Consider the following 26,487-nt stretch of genomic DNA (forward strand, 5'->3'; position numbering starts at 1 on the left):
GCGCCGCCGCAGGTTCCCGCTTCGTCATTGCGACCGGTCGCGCCTCATTGCCTTCCGTACGTATCGTCGAAGCGCACGATATCGTCTTCGCCGAGGTACGAACCCGACTGCACCTCGATCATTTCGAGCGGCATCTTGCCCGGGTTTTCGAGGCGATGCTTAACGCCGAGCGGAATATAGGCCGACTCGTTTTCGGACACGATAAAGCGTTCGTCGCCGCGCGTGACAAGCGCGGTGCCGCGCACGACGATCCAGTGCTCCGCGCGATGATGATGCATCTGCAGCGACAACCGCGCGCCCGGCTTCACGACGATCCGCTTGACCTGGAAGCGCTCGCCGGTGTCGACGGAATCGTAGTTGCCCCACGGCCGATGCACCTTGCGATGATTGGCCGCTTCGAGCCCGCCATCCTCGCGAATCCGGTTGACGATCTTCTTGACGTCCTGCACGCGTGATTTGTCGGCGACCAGAATCGCATCGGCGGTCTCGACGACGACGAGATCCTGCGTGCCGACGCAGGCAATCAGTCGTCCTTCGGAATGCGCGAAGGTGGAGTTCGCGCCTTCGAACATCACGCGGCCGCGGCTCACGTTGCGATCGGGGTCCTTCTCGCTGATCTCCCAGATCGCGTCCCACGAACCGACGTCGGACCAGCCGGCCGTAAGCGGCACGACCACGCCCAACGCGATGCTCTGATCGGCGCCGAGCTTTTCCATCACCGCGTAGTCGATCGAATTCGACGGCGAGCCGCTGAACGCATCGCGTTGCAGCCGGAAGAAGTCGCCGTCCGCCGTGCTGCCCACGAAGGCCGATTCGCATGCTTCGTAAATGGCCGGCTGAAAATGGCGGATCGCTTTGAGCCACGTCGATGCGCGCACGATGAAAATGCCGCTGTTCCACCAGTATTCGCGTGATTCGACATAGCGCTGCGCGAGTTCCAGATGCGGCTTTTCGACGAAACGGTCGAGGCGATGCGCAACGGGGCGAGCCGCTGCTTCGGTCTGCACATCGTCAGAACCGAGCGGCGCGCCGATGCGGATATAGCCGTAGCCGGTTTCGGCACGCGTCGGCACGATTCCCATGGTGACGATATGGCCAGCGGCCGCATGCTGTACGCCGGCGGCGACCGCCGCGTGAAATCCTGCGCTGTCGGTGACCGCGTGATCGGCGGGCATCACGACCATGATGCCGTCTTCATCCTGCGCGGCGACGGACAACGCGGCCACCGTCAACGCGGGCGCGGTGTCACGGCCCACAGGTTCGAGTATCAGCCGGCTCGGCTTGGCGCTCGTGCGCAATTGTTCGGCTGTAGTGAAGCGCTGTTCTTCATTGGCGACGACCACGAGCTGGCCGGCAAGCGGATAACCGGCTTCGAGCCCATCGAGACGGCGGGTCGTCGATTGCAGCAGCGACTCTTCGCCGAGCAGGCCGATCAACTGCTTGGGATGCTGCTCGCGCGACATCGGCCACAGCCGGGTGCCCGAGCCGCCCGCGAGAATCACGGGATGAACCTTGAGCTTGACGCTGGTTGCGGTTGAGGGCATGGGCGATTGGGCGGGGGTGGGCCGGGTGCCGGCAGGCGTGACCGGGGCCGGAGCTGTCATGGTGAACTCTCCTCGAGGCTGGATGAATGCGTGGAGTTTTATCACGAAGTCGCGAATCAATAAAAGCGCGTTAAATACAATTCCGATAAAAGGCGCGTCGAATTTATTCGAAATTCATCAAAAAATGTCTCGTCGATTTATTTATAAATAAAAATTACCTGAAAAAATCAGCAAGCATTTTTTTCGCTTAATGATGCGCAAGAATGACAGCACGAGTGGGGCCCGAGCTTCGCGCCAGAACTGTTGGCAAAGCGAAAGCTTCTATGTAAAAGCGCTCGAATGGGCTGCCCGAAACCTTCTGTTGGGCCGCGTTGCGGCAACAATTGCCGCACAAAATGCATAAAAAATGCCGAAATTTTGACCGATACAATTTGAGATTTTTTGCGGTCTTGTCGTGGGAATTTTAATACCGCTTTATTGAGGTATGAACAAGGGTATTCACCCATTCGCATTCGGATTTTGCGGTCTGGCCATTCAGGCTAATTCAGTCCAATCGCGCCGCCAGGCAGATCGGAAATAAAGAAGCCCAACGATGAAACGCGTATGCAACAGCCATTTCAACCAACCGACGGATCGCACTTGACTGACGAACAGAGGGGCGGCGCATGCTGAGCGTTCTAGCGAGAATCATCGACATCGCCATGGTCGCGCTCGCCGCGGTGCTGGCGGCGGGCGTGCACAGCGGCAGAGTGGTATGGCTCGACGATATGCAAAGCGTGTCGCTTGCGTTCGGCTGCCTGCTCGTGGTGGTGTTCTTCCCGCCGCTCGGCATCTATCAGTCGTGGCGTGGCAAGCCGCTCTACGATCTGCTGTCGCGCGTCACGGGCGGCTGGCTGATGGTCGAAGTGACCGGCGTGCTGATCAGCTTCAGCGTGCACCGCGCCGACAGCCTGTCGCGGCTGTGGCTCGTTTACTGGGCGCTCGCGTCGATCGTGCTGCTGGTCGTCACGAAGGTGATCGTCTATTCGATCCTGCGCGGGCTGCGCCGCGAGGGCTTCAACCAGCGCGCGGTCGCGATCGTCGGCGGCGCGCCGTACGGCCGCTTCCTGATCGAACAGATGCGCGGCCGTCCCGAAGCTGGCTTCAAGCCCGTCGTCGTGTTCGACGAGGACGGCACGATCAATCCCTACGAAGACCCGGACGCCGCGCACGCGGTCGCGGGCGTGCCGGTCGAGCGCGACTATCAGCGCATGATCGAACTGGTACGGCAGCGCGCGATCCGCGAGTTGTGGCTCGCGCTGCCGATCTCGAAGGAGAAGGCGATCCATCGCCTCGTGATGGATCTGCGCAACGACTTCGTGAACATCCGCTTCATCCCCGACGTCGGCAGCCTGACGCTGTTCAATCAGCCGATGGTCGAGCTGCTCGGCGTGCCCGCGATCAATCTGGCCGCCTCGCCGATCACCGATTTGCGCGTGCTGCCCAAGCGCGTGTTCGACAGTGTGTTCGCGCTGGGCGCGCTGACCGCGCTCGCGCCGCTGATGCTCGCGATCGCGCTGATGGTGAAGCTCAGCTCGCCGGGGCCAGTGTTTTTCCGCCAGCGGCGCAAGGGCATCGACGGCCGCGAGTTCGAGATCTTAAAGTTCCGCTCGATGAAGGTCCACAAGGAAGCGGCCGGCAAGATCACCCAGGCGACGCGACGCGATCCGCGCATCACCGCGGTCGGCGCGTTCCTGCGCCGCACCAGCCTCGACGAGCTGCCGCAGTTCATCAATGTGCTGCGCGGCGAGATGTCGGTGGTAGGTCCGCGTCCGCATGCGCTCGAGCACGACGACATCTACAAGGATCTGGTGAAGGGCTACATGCACCGCTACCGGATCAAGCCGGGCATTACCGGCTGGGCGCAGATCAACGGTTATCGCGGCGAAACCGATCGCATCGAAAAGATGATGGGCCGCGTAAAGCTCGATCTGTACTACATGCAGCACTGGACCTTCTGGCTCGACATCAAGATCGTCGTGCTGACGCTGTGGAAGGGCTTCGCGGGCAGCAATGCCTATTGAACGCGGGGCGCCGGGCCGCGCCGATGCCACGCATCGCGCGAGCGCATTCCTGAATCAACTTTTTTACCGAGGTGCAATCCATGAACCTGACGATCATCGGTAGCGGCTATGTCGGTCTCGTGACCGGCGCGTGTCTGGCCGACATCGGCCACGACGTGTTCTGTCTCGACGTCGACGCGCGCAAGATCGACGTGCTCAACAAAGGCGGCGTGCCGATCCACGAGCCGGGGCTGCAGGAGATCATCGCGCGCAATCGCCGCGCGAAGCGCCTGACATTCTCCACCGACGTCGAGGCCGCGGTCGCGCACGGCGATATCCAGTTCATCGCGGTCGGCACGCCGGCCGACGAAGACGGTTCCGCCGATCTGCAATACGTGCTCGCGGCCGCGCGCAACATCGGCCGCCATATGACCGGCTTCAAGGTGATCGTCGACAAATCGACGGTGCCGGTCGGCACCGCATCGCGCGTGCGCGAAGTGGTTGCCGCCGAGCTGGCCGCGCGCGGCGTCGAGCAGATGTTCTCGGTCGTGTCGAATCCGGAGTTCCTGAAGGAGGGTGCGGCCGTCGAAGACTTCACGCGGCCCGATCGCATTGTGCTCGGCTGCGACGAGGACGTGCCGGGCGAAAAGGCGCGCGAACTGATGAAGCGCCTGTATGCGCCGTTCAACCGCAATCGCGAGCGCACGCTGTATATGGACGTGCGTTCGGCCGAATTCACCAAGTATGCGGCCAACGCAATGCTCGCGACGCGCATCTCGTACATGAACGAGCTCGCGAATCTGGCCGATCGCGTCGGCGCGGATATCGAGGCGGTGCGCCGCGGCATCGGTTCCGATCCGCGCATCGGCTATGACTTCCTCTACGCGGGTTGCGGCTATGGCGGCTCCTGTTTTCCGAAGGACGTGCAGGCGCTGATCCGCACCGCGGCCGACCACAATGCGAACCTGCGCATTCTCGAAGCGGTGGAAGCGGTCAACGATGCACAGAAGCAGATCCTCGCGCAGAAGATCGTCGCGCGTCTCGGCGAGGATCTGTCGGACCGCACGTTCGGCGTCTGGGGTCTCGCATTCAAGCCGAACACCGACGACATGCGCGCGGCGCCGAGCCGCGAGCTGATCGCCGGGCTGCTGGGCCGCGGCGCGCGCGTGAAGGCCTACGACCCGGTCTCGATCGACGAAGCGAAGCGCGTGCTCGCGCTCGATCTGAAGGACGTGCCGCAGCAGCATGCGCGACTTTCGTTCGTGAGTGAAGAGATGGAAGCGGCGAGCGGCGTCGATGCGCTCGTGATCCTGACCGAATGGAAGGTCTTCAAGAGTCCTGATTTCGATGCGCTGAAGCGCATGCTGAAGACGCCGCTGATCTTCGATGGCCGCAATCTGTACGAGCCGGACGTGCTGCTCGAACTCGGCATCGAGTATCACGCGATCGGCCGGCGGCATGCGTTGCGCAACGCGCCGGCGCGTGTCGGCGCGAACGGTTCGATGCAGGCGGCGGACCTCGCCGCGACGGCAGCCTCCGGCCGCTGAGGCCACCGCGATCGCCGCGCGAGAGAGTCCGCCATGTTCGACAACGTTCTGATCGTGTGCCACGCCAACGTGTGCCGCTCGCCCGCCGCCGAGATGCTGTTCAAGGCGAGCCAGGCGCGCGCGCCGCGCTCGGGGGCCGCACCTATTGCGTTTCATTCGGCGGGCATTCGTGCGGTGAACGGCCACGGCATGGACCCGGTGATGCGGCGCCTGCTCGAAGAGCGCGGCGTCGCGGCCGGCGTTCACCACGCGCGGCGCCTCGAGCGCTCGCTCGTGCGCGCGGCCGATCTCGTGCTGGTGACCGAGCGCGCGCAGGTGAGCAAGGTCGAAGCGCTCGATCCGTCCGCACGCGGCAAGGTCTATCCGCTCGGCAAGTGGGAAGCCGATTCGGACGTCGCCGATCCGCACGGCGGCGAGGAAGACGAATACAGGGAGAGTCTCGTGCTCATCGAACATCTGGTCATGGGATGGCTGAAAAAAATATGCTGAAGAAACCCCGCATCGAAAACTCATTCGCGAGCTTGCGCACGAAGCTCGCCGCCTCACTTCTGCTGACGTCCTTTCTGTCGGCCTGCGCGACCGCACCGGGCAATTACCTCGACACGTCGCGGCTCAAGGACAACGATCAGGCGCCGAGCGAAACCTATCCGGTCCATCTGATCGACGCGAACCTGATCATGGCGCAGGCGCAAGCCGCCGCCGCGAAGACCCAGCCGTTGCCGCCGTCGGCGCTGTCCGATCCGTCGCTGTACGTGTACCACCTCGCGCCGCAGGACATTCTCGGCATTACCGTGTGGGATCACCCCGAGCTGACCACGCCGCAGGGCAGTACCTTGTCCTCGGGCGGCAATACCACGCAGACGATCGCGGGTGCGTTGCAGCAGCCGTATACGGCCGCGCTGCCGGGCCAGGCCGATCCGTACGGCCAGACCATCGCCGCCGACGGTACGATCTTTTTCCCGTTCGTCGGCCGCATCCAGGCCGCGGGCAAGACCACGACCGAGTTGCGCGATCAGCTCGCCTCCCGCCTCGTGCCTTATATCCGCAATCCGCAGGTCGACGTGCGCGTGCTGTCGTATCGCGGCCAGAAGGTGCAGGTCACGGGCGAAGTGAAGCAGCCGGGACCGCTCGCGGTCAGCGACGTGCCGCTGACGCTGGTCGACGCGATCACGCGCTCGGGCGGCACGAACCCGGACGCCGACATCCAGCGCGTGCGACTCACGCGCAGCCACAAGCTCTATGTGCTCAATGCCGATCGCATGCTCGATCAGGGCGATACCACGCAGGACGTGATGCTGCAGAACGGCGACGTGGTCAACGTGCCGGACCGCACCGACAGCCGCATCTTCGTGATGGGCGAAGTGAAGACGCCGATCCAGGTGCCGATCGCGCGTGGCCGCATGACGATCGCCGACGCGCTCACGCAGGGCGGCGGCATCCTCAACACCGACGCCAATCCGCGCCAGATCTACGTGATGCGCGGCATGCGCGAGCATCCGACCACGCCCGAGGTGTTCCGCCTCGACATGACGCAGCCGGACTCGATCATGCTGTCCTCGCAGTTCCAGTTGCAGCCGCTCGACGTCGTGTACGTGGGCACCGCCGCGTCGACCACGTTCAACCGTGTGTTGCAGCAGGTGCTGCCGAGCGTGCAGACGCTGTTCTATCTGAAGCAGCTGACGCGCTGAACGTTTGGCCTGTAACGTCCCGCGCCGCTGTTGTCCGGACGGTGCGGGACGTGCAACGAAAGCAGAAGTACCGCTGACGCGAAAGCCGAAGCCAACGACACGGGATGGAACAGTGAGCAATCAACTCTCTCCACACATGGCTGGTCCGATCAAGACCGAAGAAGAAGACGTCGTCCTCGGACAACTGGTGCAGGTGATCCTCGACGACATCTGGTGGCTGCTCGCGATCACCGCGATCATCGTCGCGATGGCGGTCGCGTACTGCTACCTCGCCAAGCCGACTTATTCGGCCGATGCGCACGTGCGCGTCGAGCAGTCCGACAGCATGTCGCAGGCGCTCACGCAAACGCAGACCGGCGCCGCGATCACCAGCGGCTCGACGTCGCTGCCGACCGACGCCGAGATCGAAATCATCAAGAGCCGTGGCGTGGTCGCGCCGGTCGTGCAGCAGTTGAAGCTGAACTTCAGCGTTACGCCGAAGACGATCCCGCTGCTCGGCAACATCGCCGCGCGCCTCGCGACGCCGGGCCAGCCCGCGCGCGCGTGGCTGGGGCTCACGTCCTACGCATGGGGCGGCGAAGAAGTCGACGTCGATTCGATCGACGTGACACCGTCGCTCGAGGGCGAGAAGCTGCTGCTGCGCGTGATCGACGCGCAGCACTATGAACTGTTCGCGCCGAACGGCTCGCTGCTGCTGCGCGGCCAGGTCGGGCAGCAGGCGCAGGGCGGGGGCGTGACGATGGTCGTCAACACGCTGGTCGCGCGCCCCGGGCAGGAGTTCACCATCGTGCGCTCGAACGATCTCGATGCGATCACCGCGTTCCAGTCGGCGATCACGGTGCAGGAGCAGGGCAAGCAGACCGGTGTGATCCAGATCTCGCTGGAGGACAAGAGTCCCGAGCATGCGGCGCTCGTCGCCAATGCGCTCGCGCAGTCGTATCTGCGCGAGCACGTGTCGAACAAGCAGGCCGACGCGAGCAAGATGCTCGACTTCCTGAGGAGCGAGGAGCCGCGCCTGAAGGCCGATCTCGAACGCGCGGAGGCCGCGCTGACCGCTTATCAACGTCAGTCCGGCTCGATCAACGCGAGCGACGAGGCGAAGGTCTACCTCGAAGGCAGCGTGCAATACGAGCAGCAGATCGCCGCGTTGCGTCTGCAGATGACGCAGCTCGCCGAGCGCTACGGCGACGACCATCCGACGCTCGTCGCCGCGCGTCAGCAGATGGCCGAATTGCAGGCGCAGCGCACCAAATACGCGGACCGCTTCCGCGATCTGCCGGCCACCGAAGTGAAGGCCGTGCAGTTGCAGCGCGACGCGAAGGTCGCCGAAGACATTTACGTGCTGCTGCTCAATCGTGTGCAGGAGTTGTCGGTGCAGAAGGCGGGCACCGGCGGCAACGTCCATATCGTCGACGCCGCGCTGCGCCCCGGCGCGCCGGTCAAGCCGAAGAAGATGCTGATCATCTCGGCGGCCGTGATTCTCGGGCTGATCGCGGGCACCGGTTTCGTGTTCCTGCGCCGCAATCTGTTCAAGGGCATCGACGACCCCGATCACGTCGAGCGCGCGTTCCATCTGCCGGTGTTCGGCCTCGTGCCGCAAAGCGCCGAGCAGGTGCAGCTCGAAAACAGCTATGCGCGGGGCGGCGAACGGCTGCGTCCGGTGCTTGCGAACGCGCGGCCGAAGGACGTGACGATCGAAAGTCTGCGCAGCCTGCGCACCGCGATGCAGTTCACGCTGATGGACGCGCGCAACCGCATCGTGATGCTGACGGGGCCGATGGCCGGCGTCGGCAAGAGCTTCCTCAGCGTGAACCTGGCGATGCTGCTCGCCCATTCGGGCAAGCGCGTGTTGCTGATCGATGGCGACATGCGGCGCGGCGCGCTCGAACGTCAGATCGGCGGCATGCAGGAGAACGGCCTGTCGGAGTTGCTGAGCGGCCAGATCTCGCTGGAAGAGGCGATTCGCGGTTCGAACATCGAAGGCCTGAGCTTCATTTCGTGCGGCCGCCGTCCGCCGAATCCGTCCGAGCTGCTGATGTCGCCGCGTCTGCCGCAGTATCTCGACGGCCTCGCGAAGCGCTACGACGTGATCCTGATCGACACGCCGCCGGTGCTCGCGGTGACCGATGCGTCGATCATCGGCGCGTATGCGGGCTCGACGTTCTTCGTGATGCGCTCGGGCATGCACAGCGAGGTCGAACTGGCCGATGCGCTGAAACGCCTGCGCTCGGCGGGCGTACACGTGCAGGGCGGCATCTTCAACGGCATGCCGGCGCGCTCGCGGGTCGGCTACGACCGCGGCTACGCGGCGACTCAGGCATACCTGAGCACGTGACGCGGGCTCCGCACTCGAGCACCGACTTCTGCACGACAGGAACAGAGGACATCACGATGAAACTGACGGTACTGGTACCGACCTATCGCCGCCCGGCCGATCTGGCGCGCTGCCTCGCGGCGCTCGAACGGCAATCGCGCGCGCCCGACGAAGTGATCGTGGTCGCGCGCGTCGACGACGACGCGACGCACGCGTGCCTGCGCGATCCGTCCACGGGCGGCCGCCTGCCGCTCGTGATCGCGCCGGTGGACATACCGGGCCAGGTCGCGGCCCTGAATCGCGGGCTCGACGCCGCGAGCGGCGACGTGATCGCGATCACCGACGACGACGCCGCGCCGCGCCGCGACTGGGTCGAGCGCATCGCGGCCGCGTTCGAAGCCGATGCGCGCCTCGGCGCGCTGGGCGGGCGCGACTGGGTGCACGAGAAAGGCCGCGTGCTCGACGGCGAGCGGCCGCTGGTCGGCAAGGTGACCGCGCACGGCAAGATCATCGGCAATCATCATCTGGGTGTCGGTGCCGCGCGCGAGGTGGACATCCTGAAGGGCGCCAACATGAGCTACCGGCGCGAAGCGGTGCGCACGATCCGCTTCGACGCGCGTCTGCGCGGCGCGGGCGCGCAGGTGCACAACGACATGGCGTTCAGCCTCGCGGTGAAAAACGCGGGCTGGAAGCTCGTGTACGACCCGCAGATCGCGGTCGATCATTTCCCGGCCGAGCGTTACGACGACGACAAACGCGACGCGCAGACGATGGCCGCGCTGCGCAACGCCGCGTTCAACTTCCATCTGATCCTGCGCGACCAGTTGCCGCCGCTGCGCCGCGAAGCCGCGTGGTGGTGGTGGACGCTGGTGGGCACACGGCTTTATCCGGGCCTCACGCATGCGGCGCTCGCGCTGTTGTCGAAGCAGGCGCAGTTGAAGCTGTCGCGCTGGCGCGAGGTTCGCGCAGGCGCCCATGAGGCGCGGCGCGCGCTGTCGAAGAGCGGAGTGTCCGCATGAGCACGAAGGTTCACGTTCATCTCTTTTACGGCGCCGATCCGCGTTTTTATCGCAAGGGCGACGATATCGGCTGCCTGTACGGTTATCACCATGCGCAGTCCGAAGCATTCGCGCTGACCTATTCGCAAGACGCGCGCGAAAGCCGGCCCGTGCGGCTCGTACGGCGCGCGCTGAAGGCCGCGCTCGGCTTCGATTTCATCCATACGTGGCGCAATCGCGCGGAGATGCTGCGCTCGGACGTGATCTGGACGCATACCGAGCAGGAATGGCTGTCCGCCGCGCTGATGCTGCTGCTGTGCGGGCGCAAGGCGGGGCCGCGCGCGTCGCCGCTGCTGCTCGCGCAAAGCGTATGGCTGCTCGACAAGTGGCCGTCGTACGGCATCGCGCGCAGCTGGTTGTATCGCAAGCTGATGACGCGGGCCGATCGGCTGACCACACTCGCGAGCGAAAACGCCGGGCTGTGCCAGGACTATTTCCACCGCGACGCGACGCCGCTGCTGTACGGCCTGAACACGCGCGACTTCCCGGTCACCCCGCCGACGCAGTGGACGCCTCGCACGCCGCTGCGCATCGCGGCGATCGGCAACGATCGCGACCGCGACTGGGAGACGCTGATCAAGGCGGTCGGCAACGATCCGCGCTACACGGTGAAGCTCGCGACGCGGCGGCGCATTCCCGCGTCGCTGCGCGCGTCGAATGTCGAGATCGCGCTGTTTTCCGGCATCAAAAAGCAGCACGAGCTGTACGACTGGGCCGACGTGATTGTCGTGCCGCTGCGGCCGAACTCGCACGCGTCGGGTATCACGGTGATGCTCGAAGCGGCGGCGGTCGGCAAGCCGATGGTCGCGACCGACGTCGGCGCGCTGCGCGACTATTTTCCTGCCGACGAAGCCGCCTACGTGCCGCCGTTCAATCCGCAGGCACTGCGCGATGCGCTCGACCGGCTCGCCGCCGGGCCTGACGAGGCGCTGCGCCAGGCGCAGGCAGCCGCGGCCGGTCTTCTCGCGCGCGATCTGACCACCCAGCACTACGCGATGCAGCACGTGCGGATCACGCGCGAGATGCTGAGCGCGCGCGGGCAGGCGAGCGCGCACGCCGGCGCAGCCACGCACGCGCAGCCCGCCGCACCCGGGCGCGAATCGCGCGGAGGCCTATAAGCGATGTCGACGATTCCGCGCGCGAACCCGTTGCCGCCGACAGGCGCGGCCAACGCCGGCCCTGCAAAACACCGCCGCGAGCGGGCTGCTGTCAGGCGGCCCGCGAGAATGGCTGCCGCCGCTCTTGCTGTGGCTGATCGCCGCGGTGCTGATCGTCGCGCATCAGGGCACGGTGCTCACGCTGGCGTTCCCAGTGCTCGCGATCCTGACGGGTCTGTGGCTCTACTTCAAGAGCCCGGCGCGCTACATCGGCTTCATGTGGTGGCTGTGGTTCCTGAGCCCCGAAGTGCGGCGTCTCGCCGACTGGTCAAAGGGCGCGTTCACGCCGACGAGCCTGATCCAGGTCGCGCCGCTCGCCGTCACGATGATCAGCGGGCTGTCGCTGCTGCGCTACTACCGGCTGCTCGCGCAGCGCCGCGGTTTGCCGGTGCTGCTGATCCTGCTCGGCTTGATCTACGCGTTCCTGATCGGCGTGATGTCGAGCGGCCCGCTCGCGGCCACCTACGACCTCGCGAACTGGCTCTACCCGATCCTGATCGGCTTTCACATCATGGCGCACACGCGCCAGTATCCGCAGTATCGCGACACGATCATCAACACGTTCATCTGGGGGATGCTGGTGATGGGCGGCTACGGCCTGATCCAGTTTTTCATCATGCCGCCGTGGGACGCGCTGTGGATGCTCGGCTCGCAGATGAACTCGCAGGGCGACCCGGTGCCGATGGGCGTACGCGTGTTCAGCACGATGAACTCGTCGGGCCCGTTCGCGTTCGCGATGATGGGCGCGATGGTATTCGTGATGGCCACGCAGCATCGCGTGCGCTGGATCGCCGCCGCGCTCGGCTTCTTCTCGTTCGCGCTGAGCCTCGTGCGCTCGACGTGGGGAGGCTGGGTCATCGCGCTCTTGATCCAGCTCGTGAAGTCGAACAACAAGGTGCGCGTGCGCATCGTCGCGAGCGCGGTACTGCTCGCCGGCTTGTGCGTGCCGCTGCTCGCGGTCGGTCCGGTGGCCGAACGGATGCAGGCGCGGCTAAACACGATCGTCAATCTGCACGACGACCAGAGCTACGCGGCGCGTAACGAGTTCTACGCGACCTTCGCGAAGACCGCGTTTACCGACGTCTCGGGCGAGGGCATGGGCGCGACCGGCACCTCGACGAAACTTTCCAACGACGGCGGCCAGCTCGGCCAGTACGGCAACTTCGACAGCGGCGTGATGAACATTCCGTTCGTGCTCGGCTGGCCCGGCACCTTGCTGTACATGTCCGGCATCGTGTGGCTGCTGACGCGCGCGGTGCTCGGCTCGTTCAGGCTGCGCGACGACAAGTTCGTCTCCGCGTGCCTGAGCCTGTGTCTTGCGACCTTCGCGATGCTCGTGTTCACGAACTCGCTGGTCGGCACCGGCGGCTTGCTGCTTTTCATGGGCGCTTTTTCGATTCTTTCCGCGGTTCACCACGAAAAAATGAACCGCGCACGCACGCTATTTCTCCACGGAGGCACGGATTGAGAGTCGCCATTGTCACGCACGTAGTGCGCCATAACGACGGCCAGGGGCGCGTCAACCACGAGATCGCGCGCGCGGCGCTCGACGAGAACATCCGCGTGACGCTGGTCGCGTCGCACGTGGCGCCCGAGCTGCTCGCGCATCCTAACGTGCGCTGGGCGCCGGTGAAGATCGGCCGCTGGTGGCCCACCAATCTGCTGCGCCAGCAGGTGTTCGCGGCGAAGAGCGCGCTGTGGCTGCGCGCGCATCGGCGCGACTACGACGTGCTGCACGTGAACGGCTTCATCACGTGGATGCGCGCCGACGTCAATACCTCGCATTTCGTGCATAGCGGCTGGTTCGCGAGCAAGTACTATCCGTTCGGCCTCACGAAGGGTGTCTGGTCCGCGTACCAGTCGGTCTACACGCGCTGCAACGCGTTGCTCGAGCGCTGGGCGTACCGGCGCTCGAAGGTGATCACCGCGGTGTCGCAGAAGGTCGCCGACGAAATCCGCGCAATCGGCCTCACGCCGCGCAACCGCGTGGACGTCATCTACAACGGCGTCGACACGCAGGGCTTCGCGGCGGCGAGCGGCGATCGCGCAAAGTTCGGGTTACCAGACGATGTGTTCCTGCTGCTGTTCGTCGGCGACCTGCGCACGCCGCGCAAGAATCTCGGCACCGTGCTCGCCGCGTTGAAGCATCTGCCCGAGCATGTGCAGATCGCAGTGGCCGGCTTTCTGCCGGGCAGCCCGTATCCGGACGAGGCGAAGGCGCTCGGCATCGCGCATCGCGTGCATTTTCTCGGGCTCGTCAAGGAGATGCCGGTGCTGATGCATTCGGTCGACGCGTTCGTGTTCCCGTCGCGCTACGAAGCGATGAGTCTGTCGCTGCTCGAAGCGATGGCGGCGGGGCTGCCCGTCGTGACCGCGCGCACGGCTGGCGGCGCCGAGATCATCACGCCCGAGTGCGGCATCGTGCTGGACGATCCCGACGACCCGCAAGCGCTCGCTCGCGCGGTCGCGCAACTCGCCGGCGACGACAGCGCGCGCCACGCGATGGGCAAAGCCGCGAGCGAACTCGCGACCGGCTTCGGCTGGGCGCGCATGGCCGCGCAATACATCGCGCTGTACCGGCAACTGGCCGGGCAGCAGGAAAACCGCCGGCGCAGCCAGACGGAAGCGACGGTCGTCGCGCAGAACGATGCGCTGACGCTGAACCATCTCGCCGGACAGAAGAGCGCGGAATGACCGCGCGAAGCGCGCCATCCACGTCTACACATAGCAACTCACCGGAAGCAACACACAGGGGCACACCATCATGACGACTGGCTCAATCAAATCACTGCAGATCGGGATGCACTGGTTTCCCGAACGCGCGGGCGGCCTCGACCGCATGTACTACTCGCTGGTCGGCGCGCTGCCGGGCGCGGGCGTCGCGGTGCGCGGCGTCGTCGCCGGCTCGCCGAAAGTCGCGGCCGATACCGGTGGCGCGATCAACGGTTTCGGCCCCGCCGCGCAATCGCTGCCGCTGCGGCTAATGGCGGCACGCCGCGCGCTACGCCACGAAATCCGCACATCGCGGCCCGATGTGATTTCGTCGCACTTCGCGCTCTATACGTTTCCGGGGCTCGACGTGACGCGCGGCATTCCGCAGGTGTCGCATTTTCAGGGACCGTGGGCCGACGAGAGCCACGTCGAAGGCGCCGATTCGTTCGGCCAGCGCGCGAAGCGTTATCTGGAGCAGTCGGTATACGCGCGTTCATCGCGGTTGATCGTACTGTCCGACGCGTTCGGCAAGATTCTCACGACGCGCTACGGCATCTCGCCGGAGCGCGTGCGCGTGGTGCCGGGCTGCGTCGATGTCGAGCAGTTCAATCTGCCGATCACGCAGGCCGAGGCGCGTCTGCGTCTGCAATTGCCGCAGGACCGACCGATCGTGCTGGCGGTGCGACGGCTGGTGCGGCGCATGGGTCTCGAAGATCTGATCGATGCGGTGAAGCTGCTCAAACGCAGAGCGCCCGACGTGCTGCTGCTGATCGCGGGCAAGGGTCGGCTCGAAGGTGAGCTGGAGGCACGCATCGCCGACGCGGGGCTCGAACACAACGTGAAGCTGCTCGGCTTCGTGCCCGATCAGCATCTGGCGGCGCTGTATCGCGCGGCCAATCTCAGCGTCGTGCCGACCGTCGCGCTGGAAGGCTTCGGGCTCATCACGGTCGAATCGCTCGCGTCGGGCACGCCGGTGCTGGTGACGCCGGTCGGCGGATTGCCCGAGGCGGTGGCGGGATTGTCGCCCGATCTGGTGTTGCCGGAGACCGGCGCAGCTGCGATCGCCGCGGGTCTCGCCGGCGCGCTGAACGGTACGCTGAAGTTGCCCGATGCGGATGCATGCCGCCGCTATGCGCGCGAACGCTTCGATAACGCGGTGATCGCGAAGCGGGTCGCGGCGGTGTATGCCGAAGCGATTGCGGGGAGCGTGCTGCATTGAAGCGCAGCGGCGGCGGTTCAATCGAATGAAAAAAGGGCGGGGCTCGGATCGCTGCGTTCGGGCCTCGCGTTCATGTCGCCGCAAGACCGGCAAAAAAACAGGCTACCAATAACGGCACATTTCTGTTGAACTTGAGCCCGGATCAGCCCCTGGCCGCGATTTTCCAACCTTATTTTTCAAATCCCTGAAACGTGGCGCCCGGCGTCGACTTCGTCACGTTGACGTCACACATCCGCGACGATAATCCCCGCGCCCGAAAGTACAAAAACACACGGGCGTCCCGCCAAAAAGCGGGGACCTTGTATTTTCTGATCTCGGGGATTCTCAGATGACCATCCGCCACCGCATCACGCTTCTCGTCATTCTGATGCTTGTCGCGCTATCCGCCATTGGCGGATACGCTGTGCTTCAGACCCGCAACAGCGCCGCCAACGTCAGGCAGGTCACCCAGGGCGTCGTGCCGAGCGCGCTCGCGTCGGCAGACCTCGTATCGCAGGTCAAGGACGTGCAGCTCGCGATGATGACGCTCGTCTATGCGCCTGACGCGAACATGGTCTCGCAGGCTCAAGACCTGCTGAAGAGCAAGGAAGCGTCGTTGCAGGCGGCGCTCGACGTGCAGGCGAAGGCCGCGCAAGGTCAGGCCCAAACCGGGCTCGTGAGCCAGGCGCGCGACAGCCTCGCGAATTATTTCAACGCGGTCAACGACACCGCGAAGATGAAGGCCGACGGCAAGAACGAACTGGCGCAGGCCTATCTGTTCGCGAACGTCGCGCAATACCGCGATGAACTCGAAGGCATCGTCGAGACGCTGCGGATCGAAAAGAACCGCCAGAAAGACGCCGCGATCGACGAACTGAACAGCGCGCTCGCCACCACGACGACGGCGATCGGCGCCGCGACCGGCGCGGCCATCGTCGTGCTGTTGCTGATCAGCGCGCTGCTGTATCGCCAGATCACCCGGCCGCTGAGCCGCATGCAGGTGGAGATGAGCGAGATCGCGGCGAGCCAGGACTTCACGCGTCGCGTGCCGGTCGGACGCATGGATGAGATCGGTCATTCGATCGTCGCGTTCAACGGCATGATCGAGAAGATCCAGCAAAGCTCGCTGCAACTGAAGCAGAAGACCGCCGATATCCAGGCGATGCTGCAAAACATGCAGCAGGGGATTCTGACGGTGGTCGAAGGCGTGGTCGTGCATCCGGAATACTCCGCCTATCTCGAGGCCATCTTCGAGACGCGCGAGATTGCGGGCCGTCCGTTGCTCGATCTCGTGTTCGGCGGCACCGATATCAACAGCGATGCGCTCTCACAGATCGAAGCGGCGCTGCAGGCATGCATCGGTGAAGACAGCATGAACTTCGAGTTCAATCAGCACCTGCTCGTCAACGAAATCGCCAAGCCGATGGCCGATGGCCGCGTGAAGACGCTCGATCTGAGCTGGTCGGCGATCACCGACGAACACGACGTCGTGCTGCGTTTGATGCTGTGCGTGCGCGACGTGACCGAACTGCGCGCGCTCGCCGCCGAGGCCGGCGAACAGAAGCGCCGGCTGGAAATGATCGGCGAGATTCTCGCGGTGAGTCAGGAGAAGTTCCATCACTTCGTCGAAAGCGCGACGGGCTTCATCAGCGAGAACGAACGGATCATCCGTCAGCATCACGAGCCGAGTCACGAAGCCGTCGCCGAGCTGTTCCGCAACATGCACACCGTCAAGGGTAATGCGCGCACGTACAGCCTTCAGCATCTGACCGGCATCGTCCACGAAACCGAACAGCGCTACGACGCATTGCGCCGCGCTGACAGCAGCGAAGCGTGGGACCAGCAGCTTCTGATCGAGGATCTGCAGCGCGTGAAGGCCGCGCTCGAAACCTACGCGACGATCAACGAAGTGAGCCTCGGCCGCAAGGGGCCGGGCCAGAGCGGCGCGGTGGATCGCTACCTGATGGTCGATCGCGAGTTGATCCAGAAGCAGCTGGATCTGCTCGAAAGCGCCGATCCGGCCGACCGGGATGCGCTCGTGTCGATGCGCGAATCGTTGCAGCGCGAACTGCGTCTGTTGGGCACCGAATCGATCTACGAAGCGCTCGCGGGCGTGCTCGACTCGCTGCCGTCTCTGGCGGCCGAACTCGGCAAGGAGGCGCCGGTCGTCAGCATCGGTAACAACGGCTACCGCGTGCGCAGCGAGGTCAGCCATACGCTGCGCAATGTGTTCACGCACCTGCTGCGCAACTCGGTCGACCACGGCATCGAGCCTGCCGCCGAGCGTGTCGCGAACGGCAAGGACCCGGCCGGCGTCATCGAACTGGAAGTGGGCGTCGACCATCACGCGCTGCAGATCACCATCAGCGACGACGGCCGCGGTCTCGCGCTCGCGAAAATCCGTGGGGCCGCGATCGAACGCGGCTGGATCGACGCCGATGCCGCGCTCAGCGACGAAGCGATTGCCGAGATGATTTTCCGTTCCGGCTTCTCGACCGCGCAGACCGTCAGCGAGATTTCGGGCCGCGGCGTCGGCATGGATGCCGTGCGCGATTTCGTGCGGCGCGAGCATGGCCGCATCGAATTGCGTTTCACCGACGATCGCCGCGGCGCGGACTATCGCCGCTTTCAGACCGTCGTGTCGTTCCCCGAGGACTGGGCGGTGGACAGTCTCGACGCGTCCGCCGATGCAGCGCGCGAGCGTGACGCGGATGCGTTAGCAGGCTGACGGCCTGATGGATTGAACGAAGCGATGGGAGCAGGTTGTGCTTGAAAGTTATCTTTTGGCCGCAGGCGTTGGCGGTATCCTCTGCGCACTCGCGACGGGAATTTTTTATCGTCGGAAGCTTCGCGCGGGTGCGCAGGCGCAACGTGTCGACGCGCTCGCGCGGCAGGCTCTCGAGCAGCAACTCGACGCGGCGGTCCGGCTCGGCGAGCAGGCCAACAGCGAGCGCGCCGCACTGGAGTCGATGCTCGCCGATCTGCGCGCGCAAGCCGGGCAGTGCGCGCACGATCGCGAAGCGTTGCAGGCGTCGCTCGACGCCGCGAGTTCGCGAAGCGACGAATGGCTGCAGCATGCGACGCGGATCGCGCACGAGGCGGGCCGTCTGAAAACGCTGACCATCACGTTCGAGCGTTGGCACGAGCAGATGATTTCGCTGATGTCGCAGAACCGCGACATGCACAAGAAGAACCAGGAGCTGTCGTCGATCGTGCAGCACGTGCTGATCGTTTCGCTGAATGCGTCGATCGAAGCGGCGCGCGCCGGCACCGCGGGGCGCGGCTTTTCGATCGTCGCGGGCGAAGTGCGCTCGCTGGCGTCGCGCTCGCAGGAGTTGTCGAAGAGCTATCGCGAGAGCCTGCATCGCAACGACCTGACGACGGCGGCGACGTTCCAGGACATCCAGGCCGGCGGCAAGATGATCACGGCGTCGCTCGGCGGTGTCGAAGTGCTGGCGACCCAGTTCCAATCCCGGCTCGAGCAGGCCGCGGCGTGACTACCGATCAGGCGAAGCAAAGCATCGCGGACATCTTCTGTCACGCGGCCCGCGCGAGATTGCCCGCGACGCCGGGCGATTCGTGCGAGATCACGGCGGTGCCGAGGTGGGATCGCGATCATCCGGCCGGACCTTGCGCGATGGCGTTGACGATCTCGTCGATCGGCTTTCGTCTGCTGTTCGTGCTGCATTTCGGCAAGGACGACGCGACGCACGCCTACTACGCCAGCGGCGACACGACGCGTTCGCTGTCGGAAACGCTGATGGAACTCGGCAACCTGTGCTGCGGCTACATGAACCAGCAACTGGTCAATCATTTCCCCGATCTTGGCATGTCGACGCCGTATGAATTGAACGGCGCCTGTGTCGAGTATCTGGACGAGTTGCGGCCCGATCACGTGTGGGCGTACGAGCTGACGATCGGCGGTGCGGCCCGGCTGGGTGTCACGTTATGTCTATGCGCGCAGGCGCCGCTCGATTTCAAGGCTGAACTCGCCACGGCCGACGAGGCCGAAGGCGAACTCGAACTTTTCTAGCCCCTCAACACTGCATTCGCAGACTGAAACACGATGAATACCAGCAAGCCCGTCAGCAAGCTGCTCGTGCTCGACGACTGTCCGGCACACGCGCAAGCGCTGAAGCTCTTTTTCGACGAATACAACCTGATCGCACTGAAGGTGCGCGACAGCAACCGCCTCGGCTCGGTACTGGCCACCAATATCGATCTCGGCGGCGTTCTGCTGGCGGATAACTACGGCGGATCGGTCGAGCAGGCGGCTACGACCGCCGCGCGCATCAATGCCTTGCGCCCCGAACTGCCGGTGATCCTGCGTTCGAGCGGCAACGCGCCGCTCGAACGGCTTCCGAAGCCGTTGACGAACGCGGCATGCGCGCATTTCAATGCCGCCGATCTGACGGCGCTGCGTGAAGCCGTCGATCAATACATCTTCAGCCTCGACTTCCCGAACGCGCTCGTGCGCGGTATCGCGGAGATCACGGAAGCGCGGCTCGCCACGTTGTTCGACGGCGTCACGCTGCAACGCGACACGCCCAGTATCGTGCGCGATCGAATCATCTTCGGCGAGGTCTTCAGCCTGATTCCGCTCGAAGGCAGCTGGTGTCGCGGCTATATGTTGATGCAGGCCGAAGAGGAGCCGCTGCTCGGCATGATCGATCGCGACCGCGCGGCACGCGATTCCGGCATGGGCGCGGGGCAACCGGGCTTTCGCGATCTGAATGACGTGCTCGGCGAATTGACCAATCTGATCTGGGGGGCATTCAAGGACCGCTTCCTCGGTCAGCAGAACGCTCGCGAAGCAAGTCAGGTGCAGGTGCCACTGCTGGTCAATCACAAGCATCGCTACATCTCGTTCGGCTCGGACAATCCGCAGTTGCGGTTTCAATATCGATTGAGCGACGCCGCGAGCGGACAGTCGGTGTCGATCGACCAGCGCTTCGTTTTCAACCTGAGCTGGTCACCCGAAGATTTTTCTGAAAACGCGGTGGATGTCGACGACCTCGTCGAGTCCGGCGAACTCGATCTGTTTTGATACGACGCGTCGGTGACGCAAGGGAATGGTTATGGCAAAGATTCTGGTGGTGGACGATTCGAGCACGGTACGCGATGAAGTCGCGGGTTTTCTGGCGAAAAACGGTCTCGACGTCGCGACGGCCATCGACGGCAAGGATGGCCTTGCGAAGCTGAAAACGGATTCGAATATCCGCCTGATCGTCAGCGACGTGAACATGCCGAATATGGACGGCCTGACGATGGTCGAAAAAATCCGCGGCGAACTCGCGAACAAAACCGTCAACGTGATCATGCTGACGACCGAAAGCAGCCCCGCGATGAAGGAGCGCGGCAAGGCCGCCGGCGTGAAGGGCTGGATCGTCAAGCCGTTCAAGGGCGATGCGGTGCTCGAGACGTTCCGGAAACTGGCGGGTTGACGGGGCAGTGTGCGGCGAGCCCCGCCGCACACGGATGCCGTGTTAGAACGTCTCGTGGTGCTCGTTGCGCGCGATGTCCGCCTGCACCATCATCTGGCACAGCTGTTCGAGCGAGGTTTGCGGTTGCCAGCCGAGCGTGTCGCGCGCCTTGTCCGCGCAGCCGATCAGCAGGTCCACTTCGGCCGGCCGATAGAACTTCGGATTGACCCGCACGAGCGTCTTGCCGGTCGCGACGTCGATGCCGGTCTCGCGCTCGTCCTTGCCCGACCATTCCAGCTGATAGCCGGCCGCCGTAAACGCCATGCGCACGAAATCGCGAACCGTTTCGGTGCGGCCGGTCGCGAGCACGAAGGTGTCGGGCGCGTCGGCCTGCAGCATGCGCCACATACCCTCGACGTATTCGAGTGCGAAGCCCCAGTCGCGCTGCGCGCTCAGGTTGCCGAGTTCGAGCACGTCCTGCTTGCCGAGCTTGATCTTCGCGACCGTGTCCGAAATCTTGCGCGTGACGAATTCGCGGCCGCGTAGCGGCGATTCGTGATTGAACAGAATGCCGCTGCTCGCGAACAGGTTGTACGACTCGCGATAGTTGATCGTCGACCAGTGAGCGAACAGCTTCGCGACACCATACGGGCTGCGCGGATAGAACGGCGTGCTTTCGCGTTGCGGCACCGCCTGCACGAGGCCGAACATCTCGGAGGTCGACGCCTGGTAGAAGCGTGTCTTCGGGCTCAGGATACGCAGGCCTTCGAGCAGATTCAGCGCGCCGACGCCGGTCACTTCAGCGGTGGTCACCGGCTGGTCGAACGACACGCCGACGAAGCTCTGCGCGGCGAGGTTGTACAGCTCGTCGGCCTGCGTGCCGTCGAGCAGGCGCAGCGTCGAGCCGAGGTCGGTGAGGTCGTGTTCGACGAGACGCAGATTCGGATGATCGAGCACGCCAAGCTCACGCATGCGCCAGAAGTTGACCGAACTCGTGCGCCGGTAGGTGCCGGTCACGTGATAGCCCTTGTCGAGCAGCAGCCGGGTCAGATAGGCGCCGTCCTGTCCGGATACGCCGGTGATGATCGCTTTGCGTGGTTGGCTCATAGCTTGCCTTCTAGTTTGTGAGAGAAAAGAGAACGGAACGCGCGTAAGGGCCTGACTCAATGCGCGTTGTCCAGCAGCCGCCGCACCAACGGTTCGACGACCCGATAATCCTGTTCGGCCTTCAGCCGGTACAACTCCGGCTTTGGATGCGCGCCGTCCGACATCAGCGACTTCCAGTCGGGCAGGCTGCTCACATACATGTATTGATCGACGAGCGGCACCTGCTGTTCGGCGGCCACGCGTCGCGTCATCGCTATCATCGCGGCGAGCCGGGCGTTGAGCCGGTCATCGGGCATCGGGTTCGAGGTCTGCAAAACAGGCTCCTTGCCGAGCGCTCGCGCGGTTTGCACGAGCGACGTCTCGGCCGCGTAAAACTGCTCGGGCGTCTGGTTGTGCATCACTTCGTTGATGCCGTAGTTGATCAACACGATCCGCGCGGGCGAGGCGGCGAGACGTTCGCGCCACGGCAGTCCCGCCGTCGGCCCCGCGCGACGATTGCCGGTGCCGTCGCGCAACTGCCAGGCCATCGTGCCGCCGACGCCGTAGTTCGTGACGCGCACGCGCTCGCCGTCATGCGCCTGCAACGCTTGCTGCAGATACGTGACGGCGTTGCGGGCTTGCGGGCCGCAGTGGCCATCGCTGCAGGTGATGCCGAGCGTGGTCGAGTCGCCGTAAGCGTCGATCAGCAGTTGCGTCGGCGATGACACTGCCGGCTCGGCCACGGCCGCGCGCGTTGTAGGCGCGATCAGCATCAGCGCCGACACGACACCCAGCACGCGGGCAGCAACAACGGCCAGGCGGTTCATGCGCGGCCTTGCGGTGCTTGCCGTGCAACGTCGGCGCCGGCGCGGGTCGTCGCTCCCGACCCGCGCGCGCCGAAAATCAGGCGCTTCTCGAATGCGAACCACGTGATGCTCGCGTACACGAGCGTGATAGCGAGCGCGATCGCGGCGCTCAGATAGCGATTCAGATGCAGCGGCCACACCATGTACAGCACGCTCAGGTGGATCAGATAGATCGTGTAGCTGATGGTGCCGATATAAACGAGCACGCGATTGCACAACAGCCGCTTCACGATGCCCTTGCTCTGCAGCGCGATCACGACGATCGATGTACACAGCACCAGCGACACGCTATACAGCCCGGCATTCGACAACGGCGTATTCGCTGCGCGAAAACGCGGGTAGTGAAGATGCAGCCATGCCAGCACCGCAAGCGCGGCCAGAGCGCCGAGCACCGCGAGTCCCTTGAACGGTTCGAGCGCATTGCGATCGCGCCGCACGGCAACCGCGAGCAGCGCGCCGGCCGCGAGCAGATCCATGCGGAACGGCGTCAGGTAGTAGATCGGCCAGAACGAATCGAACCACGGCGTCGCGAGCGCGCGCAGCAGCGGCACCAGAACGATCAGCGCGGCCGCCACCAGCCCAAGCAGACGCTCGGGCACGAGCAGGATCACGAACGGCCAGAAGATATAAAACTGCTCCTCGACCGCGAGCGACCACAGCACGTTGAGGCTGTCATGACCGCTTTGATTGAGCGCATCGCCGATATTGGTCGCGAAGAACGCGTACCAGTACCAGTGCTGCGCCCACGCGAGGCCGAACAGCAGCGACGACACGGCCATCAGCAGCAGGTACGGCGGCAGGATGCGGCGCGCGCGCCGCGCATAGAAATAGCTGAAATACGACTGCTGGCGCGACTTGCGATCGAGCAGGATGCCGCTGATCAGAAAGCCGCTCAAAACGAAGAACAGATCGACGCCCATCCATAGCGGCGCTTTCAACGCGTGCTGCGCGAACACCGCGAGCACGGCGATCGCGCGCAGACCGTCGAGCTGCACGATGCGGGAATGGGAGGGCGCGAGGGGCAATGCGCTGGCTGTCATGAACCGTCCATGGTGTAAAGCGGATGAGCCGGGCGAAGCGCTGCGCGGTTCGCCACGGCTTGCCAGCGAACAGGCGCGCGCTTCGCGTCGCAACTGAAGTGCAATCGATTCTAGGGAAAAGAAACTCGAGAAAAAACCCGTTGGAATGGGCTAATTGAATCAGATTGAAACAGGGTATTTCTTTGGCCATTCTCGATAGATTTATATGTTTATGTGGTGAGCATCGGGCAATCCGTAATAAATGCGCATTGCGTGATATCACATCGGTAGGAACGGGGGATCGTCGCGACAGAGGCGACTGACGGCGAGGCTTGCGCTTTTATCGATTTTTAAAATCGTTTCTTTTTGCGACGTATAAGCGGACGAATATTTTTGAATTATTTTCGATTTTCGTCACCGCATTTTTTCCGCGTAACTTAGCCGTGCGGACGGCTGCCTTCAGGCGCCGCGCTTCAATCGGTTGCGCTTCGTTTCGCTTTGCCACATCACTGAATTTCGCCCCGAGCGGGCGCAGGTCCGCGTGCATCGCGTTGACCGGACATCGACTGGAGGTTCCGCCTTGCGCCGTATCACGTTCAAAAGCTGGTTCGCCCTGACAGCCTGCGCTGCCGGCGTCGTCGCCGCATCGGCCAGTCTGCCGGCTCGCGCCGAAACCGCTTTGAACGCGAAGACCTCATGGATCGGCAACAGCTTCGGCTTTGGCGATGGCACATGGACGCAGATCGATATCACCGCGATCGCGGTCACGCCCGACGGCAAGGTCTATACGAACGCGCCGTGGGACGAAAGCGGCGCTGAAGCGAGCGTCTATCAGGACGGCAAGATGCTCGGCTTCGCGGGCGGCACGCATGGCTGGGGCAACGCCGGCGGCAATGCGATCGCGGTCAACCGGAAGTATGCGTTCGTCGCGATCGCGGTCGGCAATGAAAAGGGCCGCCTGGTCGAGCCGGGCGTGTGGCCGGACAAGGGTAAGCAATGGTTTGGTATCTCGCGGCGCCTGATCGACGAGCCGAAGCGCGTGGCACCGTTTCAGCCCGCGGCTAAAAACGCGGACCCGCACGCGCAGCTCGCGGCCGGCTTTCTGATGATGAACGAAGTGCCGACCGGCACGAATGCCGAGATCGGCGGGCTCGCCGCGAACGACACGACGCTGTTCGCGGCCAATACCGCGCGCAATCGCATCGAAGTCTACGATGCCGAATCGATGCAGCAGAAAGCGACGTGGAACGTGCACGAGCCTGGACGTATCGCGCTCGCGCCCGACGGCACGCTATGGGTGCTCAGCGGCACGCGCGGCGATCGCGCGCCGGGTATCGAGCATTACACGGCGACCGGTCAGCGCATCGACGAGACCATCACGCTGCCGGCCGATACGGTCGCGGTCGGCCTCGCCGTCGATGCGCAAGGCCGCCTCCTGATCGCCGATAACGGTCCGCGCCAGCAGGTGCTGTTCTTCACGAAGCGCGACGGCCGCTACACGGAGTCGGGCACGCTCGGCGAGCGCGGCGGCATTTTCAGCGGCGTCGCGGGCAAGCCCGGACCGTTGCGATTCAACGGGTTGACCGGCGTGGGTGTCGATGCGCGCGGCAACGTGTACGTGTCGACCAATGGCATCGGTCCGCGTTACGAGCCGATCGGCGCGGGCCTCGGCGCGACGCTCGAAAGTTATGCGCCGAACGGCAAGCGCAACTGGCAGGTCGAGGGGCTGCTGTTCGTCGACGGCGCGTGGATCGATCCGGCCCGGCCCGACAGCGTCTATACCGGCAACAAGCGCTTCGAACTCGATTTGTCGAAGCCGTCTGGACAGGACTGGAAATACGCGGGGTTCCTGTCGAATCGGTTCAAGTACCCGGACGATCCGGTGTTCCATACCGACCAGTATCCGGGTCTGCCGATCGCGCGGCGGTTGAAGGGGCACACGTTCCTCTATCTGACCGATATGTATGCGGATCATCTGAAGATCTATCGCTTCGATCCGCAGCATGACGGCGAGACCGCGATTCCCTCGGGATTTATCGCAGGTCGCGAGCGCGCGGTCGCGAAGGTGCCGAATGCACCGCCGGGTGGTGACTGGATCTGGCGCGACACGAATGGCGACGGGCGCTTCGATCGCGACGAATACACGCTGAACACGAGTGGCACGAAGCTCGCGGGCGGCTGGGGCTGGTGGGTCGACATGGCCGGCGACATCTGGCGTACCCGGGATACGAAGGGCATCTATCGCTTCCGTTTCGGCGGACTCGACGCGAAGGGCAACCCGGTCTACTCGTACTCGAACCTGACCCAGTACCCGGTGCCGGCACCGTTCAGCGAACTGCATCGCGCGATCTATGAATCGGACACCGACACGATGTACGTGAGCGGCTATACGGCCGATATGCCGACCGCGCAGGGCTTCTGGAAGGAAGTGGGGCGCGTGCTGGTGCGCTATGACAAGTGGTCGAGCGGCAAGCCGGTGCAGCGCTACGCGATCACGCTGCCGTGGCAGACGCAGAGCAAGCCCATCGCGACGATCATCGGCGTCACGGTCGAGGGGCAATACGTGTTCGGCGTCGAGCCGGTCGGCGCGGTGCACGTGTGGGACAAGGACAGCGGCAAGGAACTCGGCGTGATCCGGCCGGGCCCCGAAGTGGGCCGCGCGTCGGGTTGGGTCGACGTGCCGAACGGTATCAGCGCGACGAAGCGCGGCGATGGCGAGTACCTGGTGTTCGTCGAGGAAGACGCGCGCGGCAAGGTGCTGATGTATCGCTGGAAGCCTTGAGGTGCGTTGGCCTCGCTGACGCAGCCCTACACGCAATCTAACCGCAAAACC

The 26,487-nt window shown here is 64.4% G+C and carries 20 protein-coding genes; 16 read left to right on the top strand and 4 right to left on the bottom strand.

Translation table 11 applies throughout. The annotated features are described in order from the left end of the window. Window positions 1-44: 44 nt before the first annotated feature. The gene (locus OKW28_RS25095) at window positions 45-1,604 is read right to left on the bottom strand and encodes a mannose-1-phosphate guanylyltransferase/mannose-6-phosphate isomerase (protein ID WP_429449778.1); all 1,560 of its coding nucleotides are present in this window, start codon (window positions 1,602-1,604) and stop codon (window positions 45-47) included. Window positions 1,605-2,209: 605 nt separating this feature from the next. Here OKW28_RS25095 and OKW28_RS25100 point away from each other — a divergent pair. The 15 genes from OKW28_RS25100 to OKW28_RS25170 all read left to right on the top strand — a co-directional run bounded on the left by OKW28_RS25100 (window position 2,210) and on the right by OKW28_RS25170 (window position 20,704). Further along, window positions 2,210-3,607 carry an undecaprenyl-phosphate glucose phosphotransferase gene (locus OKW28_RS25100; RefSeq protein WP_429449780.1) on the top strand — a complete coding sequence of 466 codons (1,398 nt, stop codon included), beginning with the start codon at window positions 2,210-2,212 and terminating at the stop codon, window positions 3,605-3,607. Window positions 3,608-3,687: 80 nt separating this feature from the next. After that, window positions 3,688-5,133, top strand: coding sequence for a UDP-glucose dehydrogenase family protein (locus tag OKW28_RS25105; protein ID WP_429449781.1), 1,446 nt, complete (start codon window positions 3,688-3,690; stop codon window positions 5,131-5,133). Between the two features lie 33 nt (window positions 5,134-5,166). After that, complete coding sequence (locus tag OKW28_RS25110; protein WP_429449783.1) at window positions 5,167-5,622, top strand: low molecular weight phosphotyrosine protein phosphatase; 456 nt, start codon at window positions 5,167-5,169, stop codon at window positions 5,620-5,622. Continuing rightward, a complete protein-coding gene (locus OKW28_RS25115; protein ID WP_429449785.1) occupies window positions 5,616-6,821 on the top strand; it encodes a polysaccharide biosynthesis/export family protein in 1,206 nt (401 codons plus the stop codon). Before OKW28_RS25110 ends, OKW28_RS25115 begins: the two co-directional genes overlap by 7 nt. A gap of 136 nt (window positions 6,822-6,957) precedes the next feature. Beyond that, window positions 6,958-9,156, top strand: a complete 2,199-nt coding sequence (locus tag OKW28_RS25120) for a polysaccharide biosynthesis tyrosine autokinase (protein WP_429454445.1) — start codon at window positions 6,958-6,960, stop codon at window positions 9,154-9,156. 56 nt (window positions 9,157-9,212) lie between these two features. Next, window positions 9,213-10,154, top strand: coding sequence for a glycosyltransferase family 2 protein (locus OKW28_RS25125; RefSeq protein WP_429449787.1), 942 nt, complete (start codon window positions 9,213-9,215; stop codon window positions 10,152-10,154). After that, the gene (locus tag OKW28_RS25130) at window positions 10,151-11,311 is read left to right on the top strand and encodes a glycosyltransferase family 4 protein (RefSeq protein ID WP_429449789.1); all 1,161 of its coding nucleotides are present in this window, start codon (window positions 10,151-10,153) and stop codon (window positions 11,309-11,311) included. The genes OKW28_RS25125 and OKW28_RS25130 overlap by 4 nt, the downstream gene beginning before the upstream one ends. A gap of 61 nt (window positions 11,312-11,372) precedes the next feature. Continuing rightward, window positions 11,373-12,818: a glucose-6-phosphate isomerase gene (locus OKW28_RS25135; protein ID WP_429454447.1), complete on the top strand. Its 1,446-nt coding sequence runs from the start codon at window positions 11,373-11,375 to the stop codon at window positions 12,816-12,818. After that, complete coding sequence (locus tag OKW28_RS25140; protein WP_429449791.1) at window positions 12,815-14,044, top strand: glycosyltransferase family 4 protein; 1,230 nt, start codon at window positions 12,815-12,817, stop codon at window positions 14,042-14,044. The genes OKW28_RS25135 and OKW28_RS25140 overlap by 4 nt, the downstream gene beginning before the upstream one ends. A 70-nt stretch (window positions 14,045-14,114) precedes the next feature. Then, window positions 14,115-15,281 (top strand): glycosyltransferase family 4 protein, encoded by a 1,167-nt coding sequence (locus OKW28_RS25145; protein WP_429449792.1) that lies wholly within the window; start codon window positions 14,115-14,117, stop codon window positions 15,279-15,281. A gap of 328 nt (window positions 15,282-15,609) precedes the next feature. Continuing rightward, window positions 15,610-17,988: an ATP-binding protein gene (locus OKW28_RS25150; protein WP_429449794.1), complete on the top strand. Its 2,379-nt coding sequence runs from the start codon at window positions 15,610-15,612 to the stop codon at window positions 17,986-17,988. Between the two features lie 37 nt (window positions 17,989-18,025). Beyond that, window positions 18,026-18,757 (top strand): methyl-accepting chemotaxis protein, encoded by a 732-nt coding sequence (locus tag OKW28_RS25155; RefSeq protein WP_429346601.1) that lies wholly within the window; start codon window positions 18,026-18,028, stop codon window positions 18,755-18,757. Further along, window positions 18,754-19,293, top strand: a complete 540-nt coding sequence (locus OKW28_RS25160) for a hypothetical protein (RefSeq protein WP_429449795.1) — start codon at window positions 18,754-18,756, stop codon at window positions 19,291-19,293. Before OKW28_RS25155 ends, OKW28_RS25160 begins: the two co-directional genes overlap by 4 nt. 33 nt (window positions 19,294-19,326) lie before the next feature. Continuing rightward, window positions 19,327-20,307, top strand: coding sequence for a chemotaxis protein CheX (locus OKW28_RS25165; protein WP_429449797.1), 981 nt, complete (start codon window positions 19,327-19,329; stop codon window positions 20,305-20,307). Window positions 20,308-20,338: 31 nt separating this feature from the next. Then, window positions 20,339-20,704 (top strand): response regulator, encoded by a 366-nt coding sequence (locus OKW28_RS25170; RefSeq protein ID WP_018418019.1) that lies wholly within the window; start codon window positions 20,339-20,341, stop codon window positions 20,702-20,704. A gap of 42 nt (window positions 20,705-20,746) precedes the next feature. Here the strand turns inward: OKW28_RS25170 and gmd are convergent, their stop codons facing one another. The 3 genes from gmd to OKW28_RS25185 are packed head-to-tail and all read right to left on the bottom strand — an operon-like array spanning window position 20,747 to window position 23,675. Beyond that, window positions 20,747-21,790: a GDP-mannose 4,6-dehydratase gene (gmd, locus tag OKW28_RS25175; RefSeq protein WP_429449799.1), complete on the bottom strand. Its 1,044-nt coding sequence runs from the start codon at window positions 21,788-21,790 to the stop codon at window positions 20,747-20,749. A gap of 56 nt (window positions 21,791-21,846) precedes the next feature. Further along, window positions 21,847-22,596 carry an SGNH/GDSL hydrolase family protein gene (locus tag OKW28_RS25180; RefSeq protein ID WP_429449801.1) on the bottom strand — a complete coding sequence of 250 codons (750 nt, stop codon included), beginning with the start codon at window positions 22,594-22,596 and terminating at the stop codon, window positions 21,847-21,849. After that, on the bottom strand, window positions 22,593-23,675 hold the full coding sequence (locus OKW28_RS25185) for an acyltransferase family protein (RefSeq protein ID WP_429449803.1): 1,083 nt from the start codon (window positions 23,673-23,675) through the stop codon (window positions 22,593-22,595). The genes OKW28_RS25180 and OKW28_RS25185 overlap by 4 nt, the downstream gene beginning before the upstream one ends. A 559-nt stretch (window positions 23,676-24,234) precedes the next feature. Here OKW28_RS25185 and OKW28_RS25190 point away from each other — a divergent pair. Then, window positions 24,235-26,436: a hypothetical protein gene (locus tag OKW28_RS25190; protein ID WP_429449805.1), complete on the top strand. Its 2,202-nt coding sequence runs from the start codon at window positions 24,235-24,237 to the stop codon at window positions 26,434-26,436. The last annotated feature ends 51 nt before the right edge of the window (window positions 26,437-26,487 follow it).

Origin of the sequence: Paraburkholderia sp. 40, assembly GCF_050434105.1 — a bacterium.
GTDB lineage: Bacteria > Pseudomonadota > Gammaproteobacteria > Burkholderiales > Burkholderiaceae > Paraburkholderia > Paraburkholderia tuberum.

What these genes read in the sequence shown, in the direction of transcription:
- OKW28_RS25100 (WP_429449780.1), top strand. Translation starts at nt 2,210, where the DNA reads ATGCTGAGCGTTCTAGCGAGAATCATCGACATCGCCATGGTCGCGCTC.
- OKW28_RS25180 (WP_429449801.1), bottom strand. Translation starts at nt 22,596, where the DNA reads ATGAACCGCCTGGCCGTTGTTGCTGCCCGCGTGCTGGGTGTCGTGTCG.
- OKW28_RS25125 (WP_429449787.1), top strand. Translation starts at nt 9,213, where the DNA reads ATGAAACTGACGGTACTGGTACCGACCTATCGCCGCCCGGCCGATCTG.
- OKW28_RS25110 (WP_429449783.1), top strand. Translation starts at nt 5,167, where the DNA reads ATGTTCGACAACGTTCTGATCGTGTGCCACGCCAACGTGTGCCGCTCG.
- OKW28_RS25130 (WP_429449789.1), top strand. Translation starts at nt 10,151, where the DNA reads ATGAGCACGAAGGTTCACGTTCATCTCTTTTACGGCGCCGATCCGCGT.
- OKW28_RS25115 (WP_429449785.1), top strand. Translation starts at nt 5,616, where the DNA reads ATGCTGAAGAAACCCCGCATCGAAAACTCATTCGCGAGCTTGCGCACG.
- OKW28_RS25170 (WP_018418019.1), top strand. Translation starts at nt 20,339, where the DNA reads ATGGCAAAGATTCTGGTGGTGGACGATTCGAGCACGGTACGCGATGAA.
- OKW28_RS25165 (WP_429449797.1), top strand. Translation starts at nt 19,327, where the DNA reads ATGAATACCAGCAAGCCCGTCAGCAAGCTGCTCGTGCTCGACGACTGT.
- OKW28_RS25120 (WP_429454445.1), top strand. Translation starts at nt 6,958, where the DNA reads ATGGCTGGTCCGATCAAGACCGAAGAAGAAGACGTCGTCCTCGGACAA.
- OKW28_RS25095 (WP_429449778.1), bottom strand. Translation starts at nt 1,604, where the DNA reads ATGACAGCTCCGGCCCCGGTCACGCCTGCCGGCACCCGGCCCACCCCC.
- gmd (WP_429449799.1), bottom strand. Translation starts at nt 21,790, where the DNA reads ATGAGCCAACCACGCAAAGCGATCATCACCGGCGTATCCGGACAGGAC.
- OKW28_RS25105 (WP_429449781.1), top strand. Translation starts at nt 3,688, where the DNA reads ATGAACCTGACGATCATCGGTAGCGGCTATGTCGGTCTCGTGACCGGC.
- OKW28_RS25185 (WP_429449803.1), bottom strand. Translation starts at nt 23,675, where the DNA reads ATGACAGCCAGCGCATTGCCCCTCGCGCCCTCCCATTCCCGCATCGTG.
- OKW28_RS25145 (WP_429449792.1), top strand. Translation starts at nt 14,115, where the DNA reads ATGACGACTGGCTCAATCAAATCACTGCAGATCGGGATGCACTGGTTT.
- OKW28_RS25150 (WP_429449794.1), top strand. Translation starts at nt 15,610, where the DNA reads ATGACCATCCGCCACCGCATCACGCTTCTCGTCATTCTGATGCTTGTC.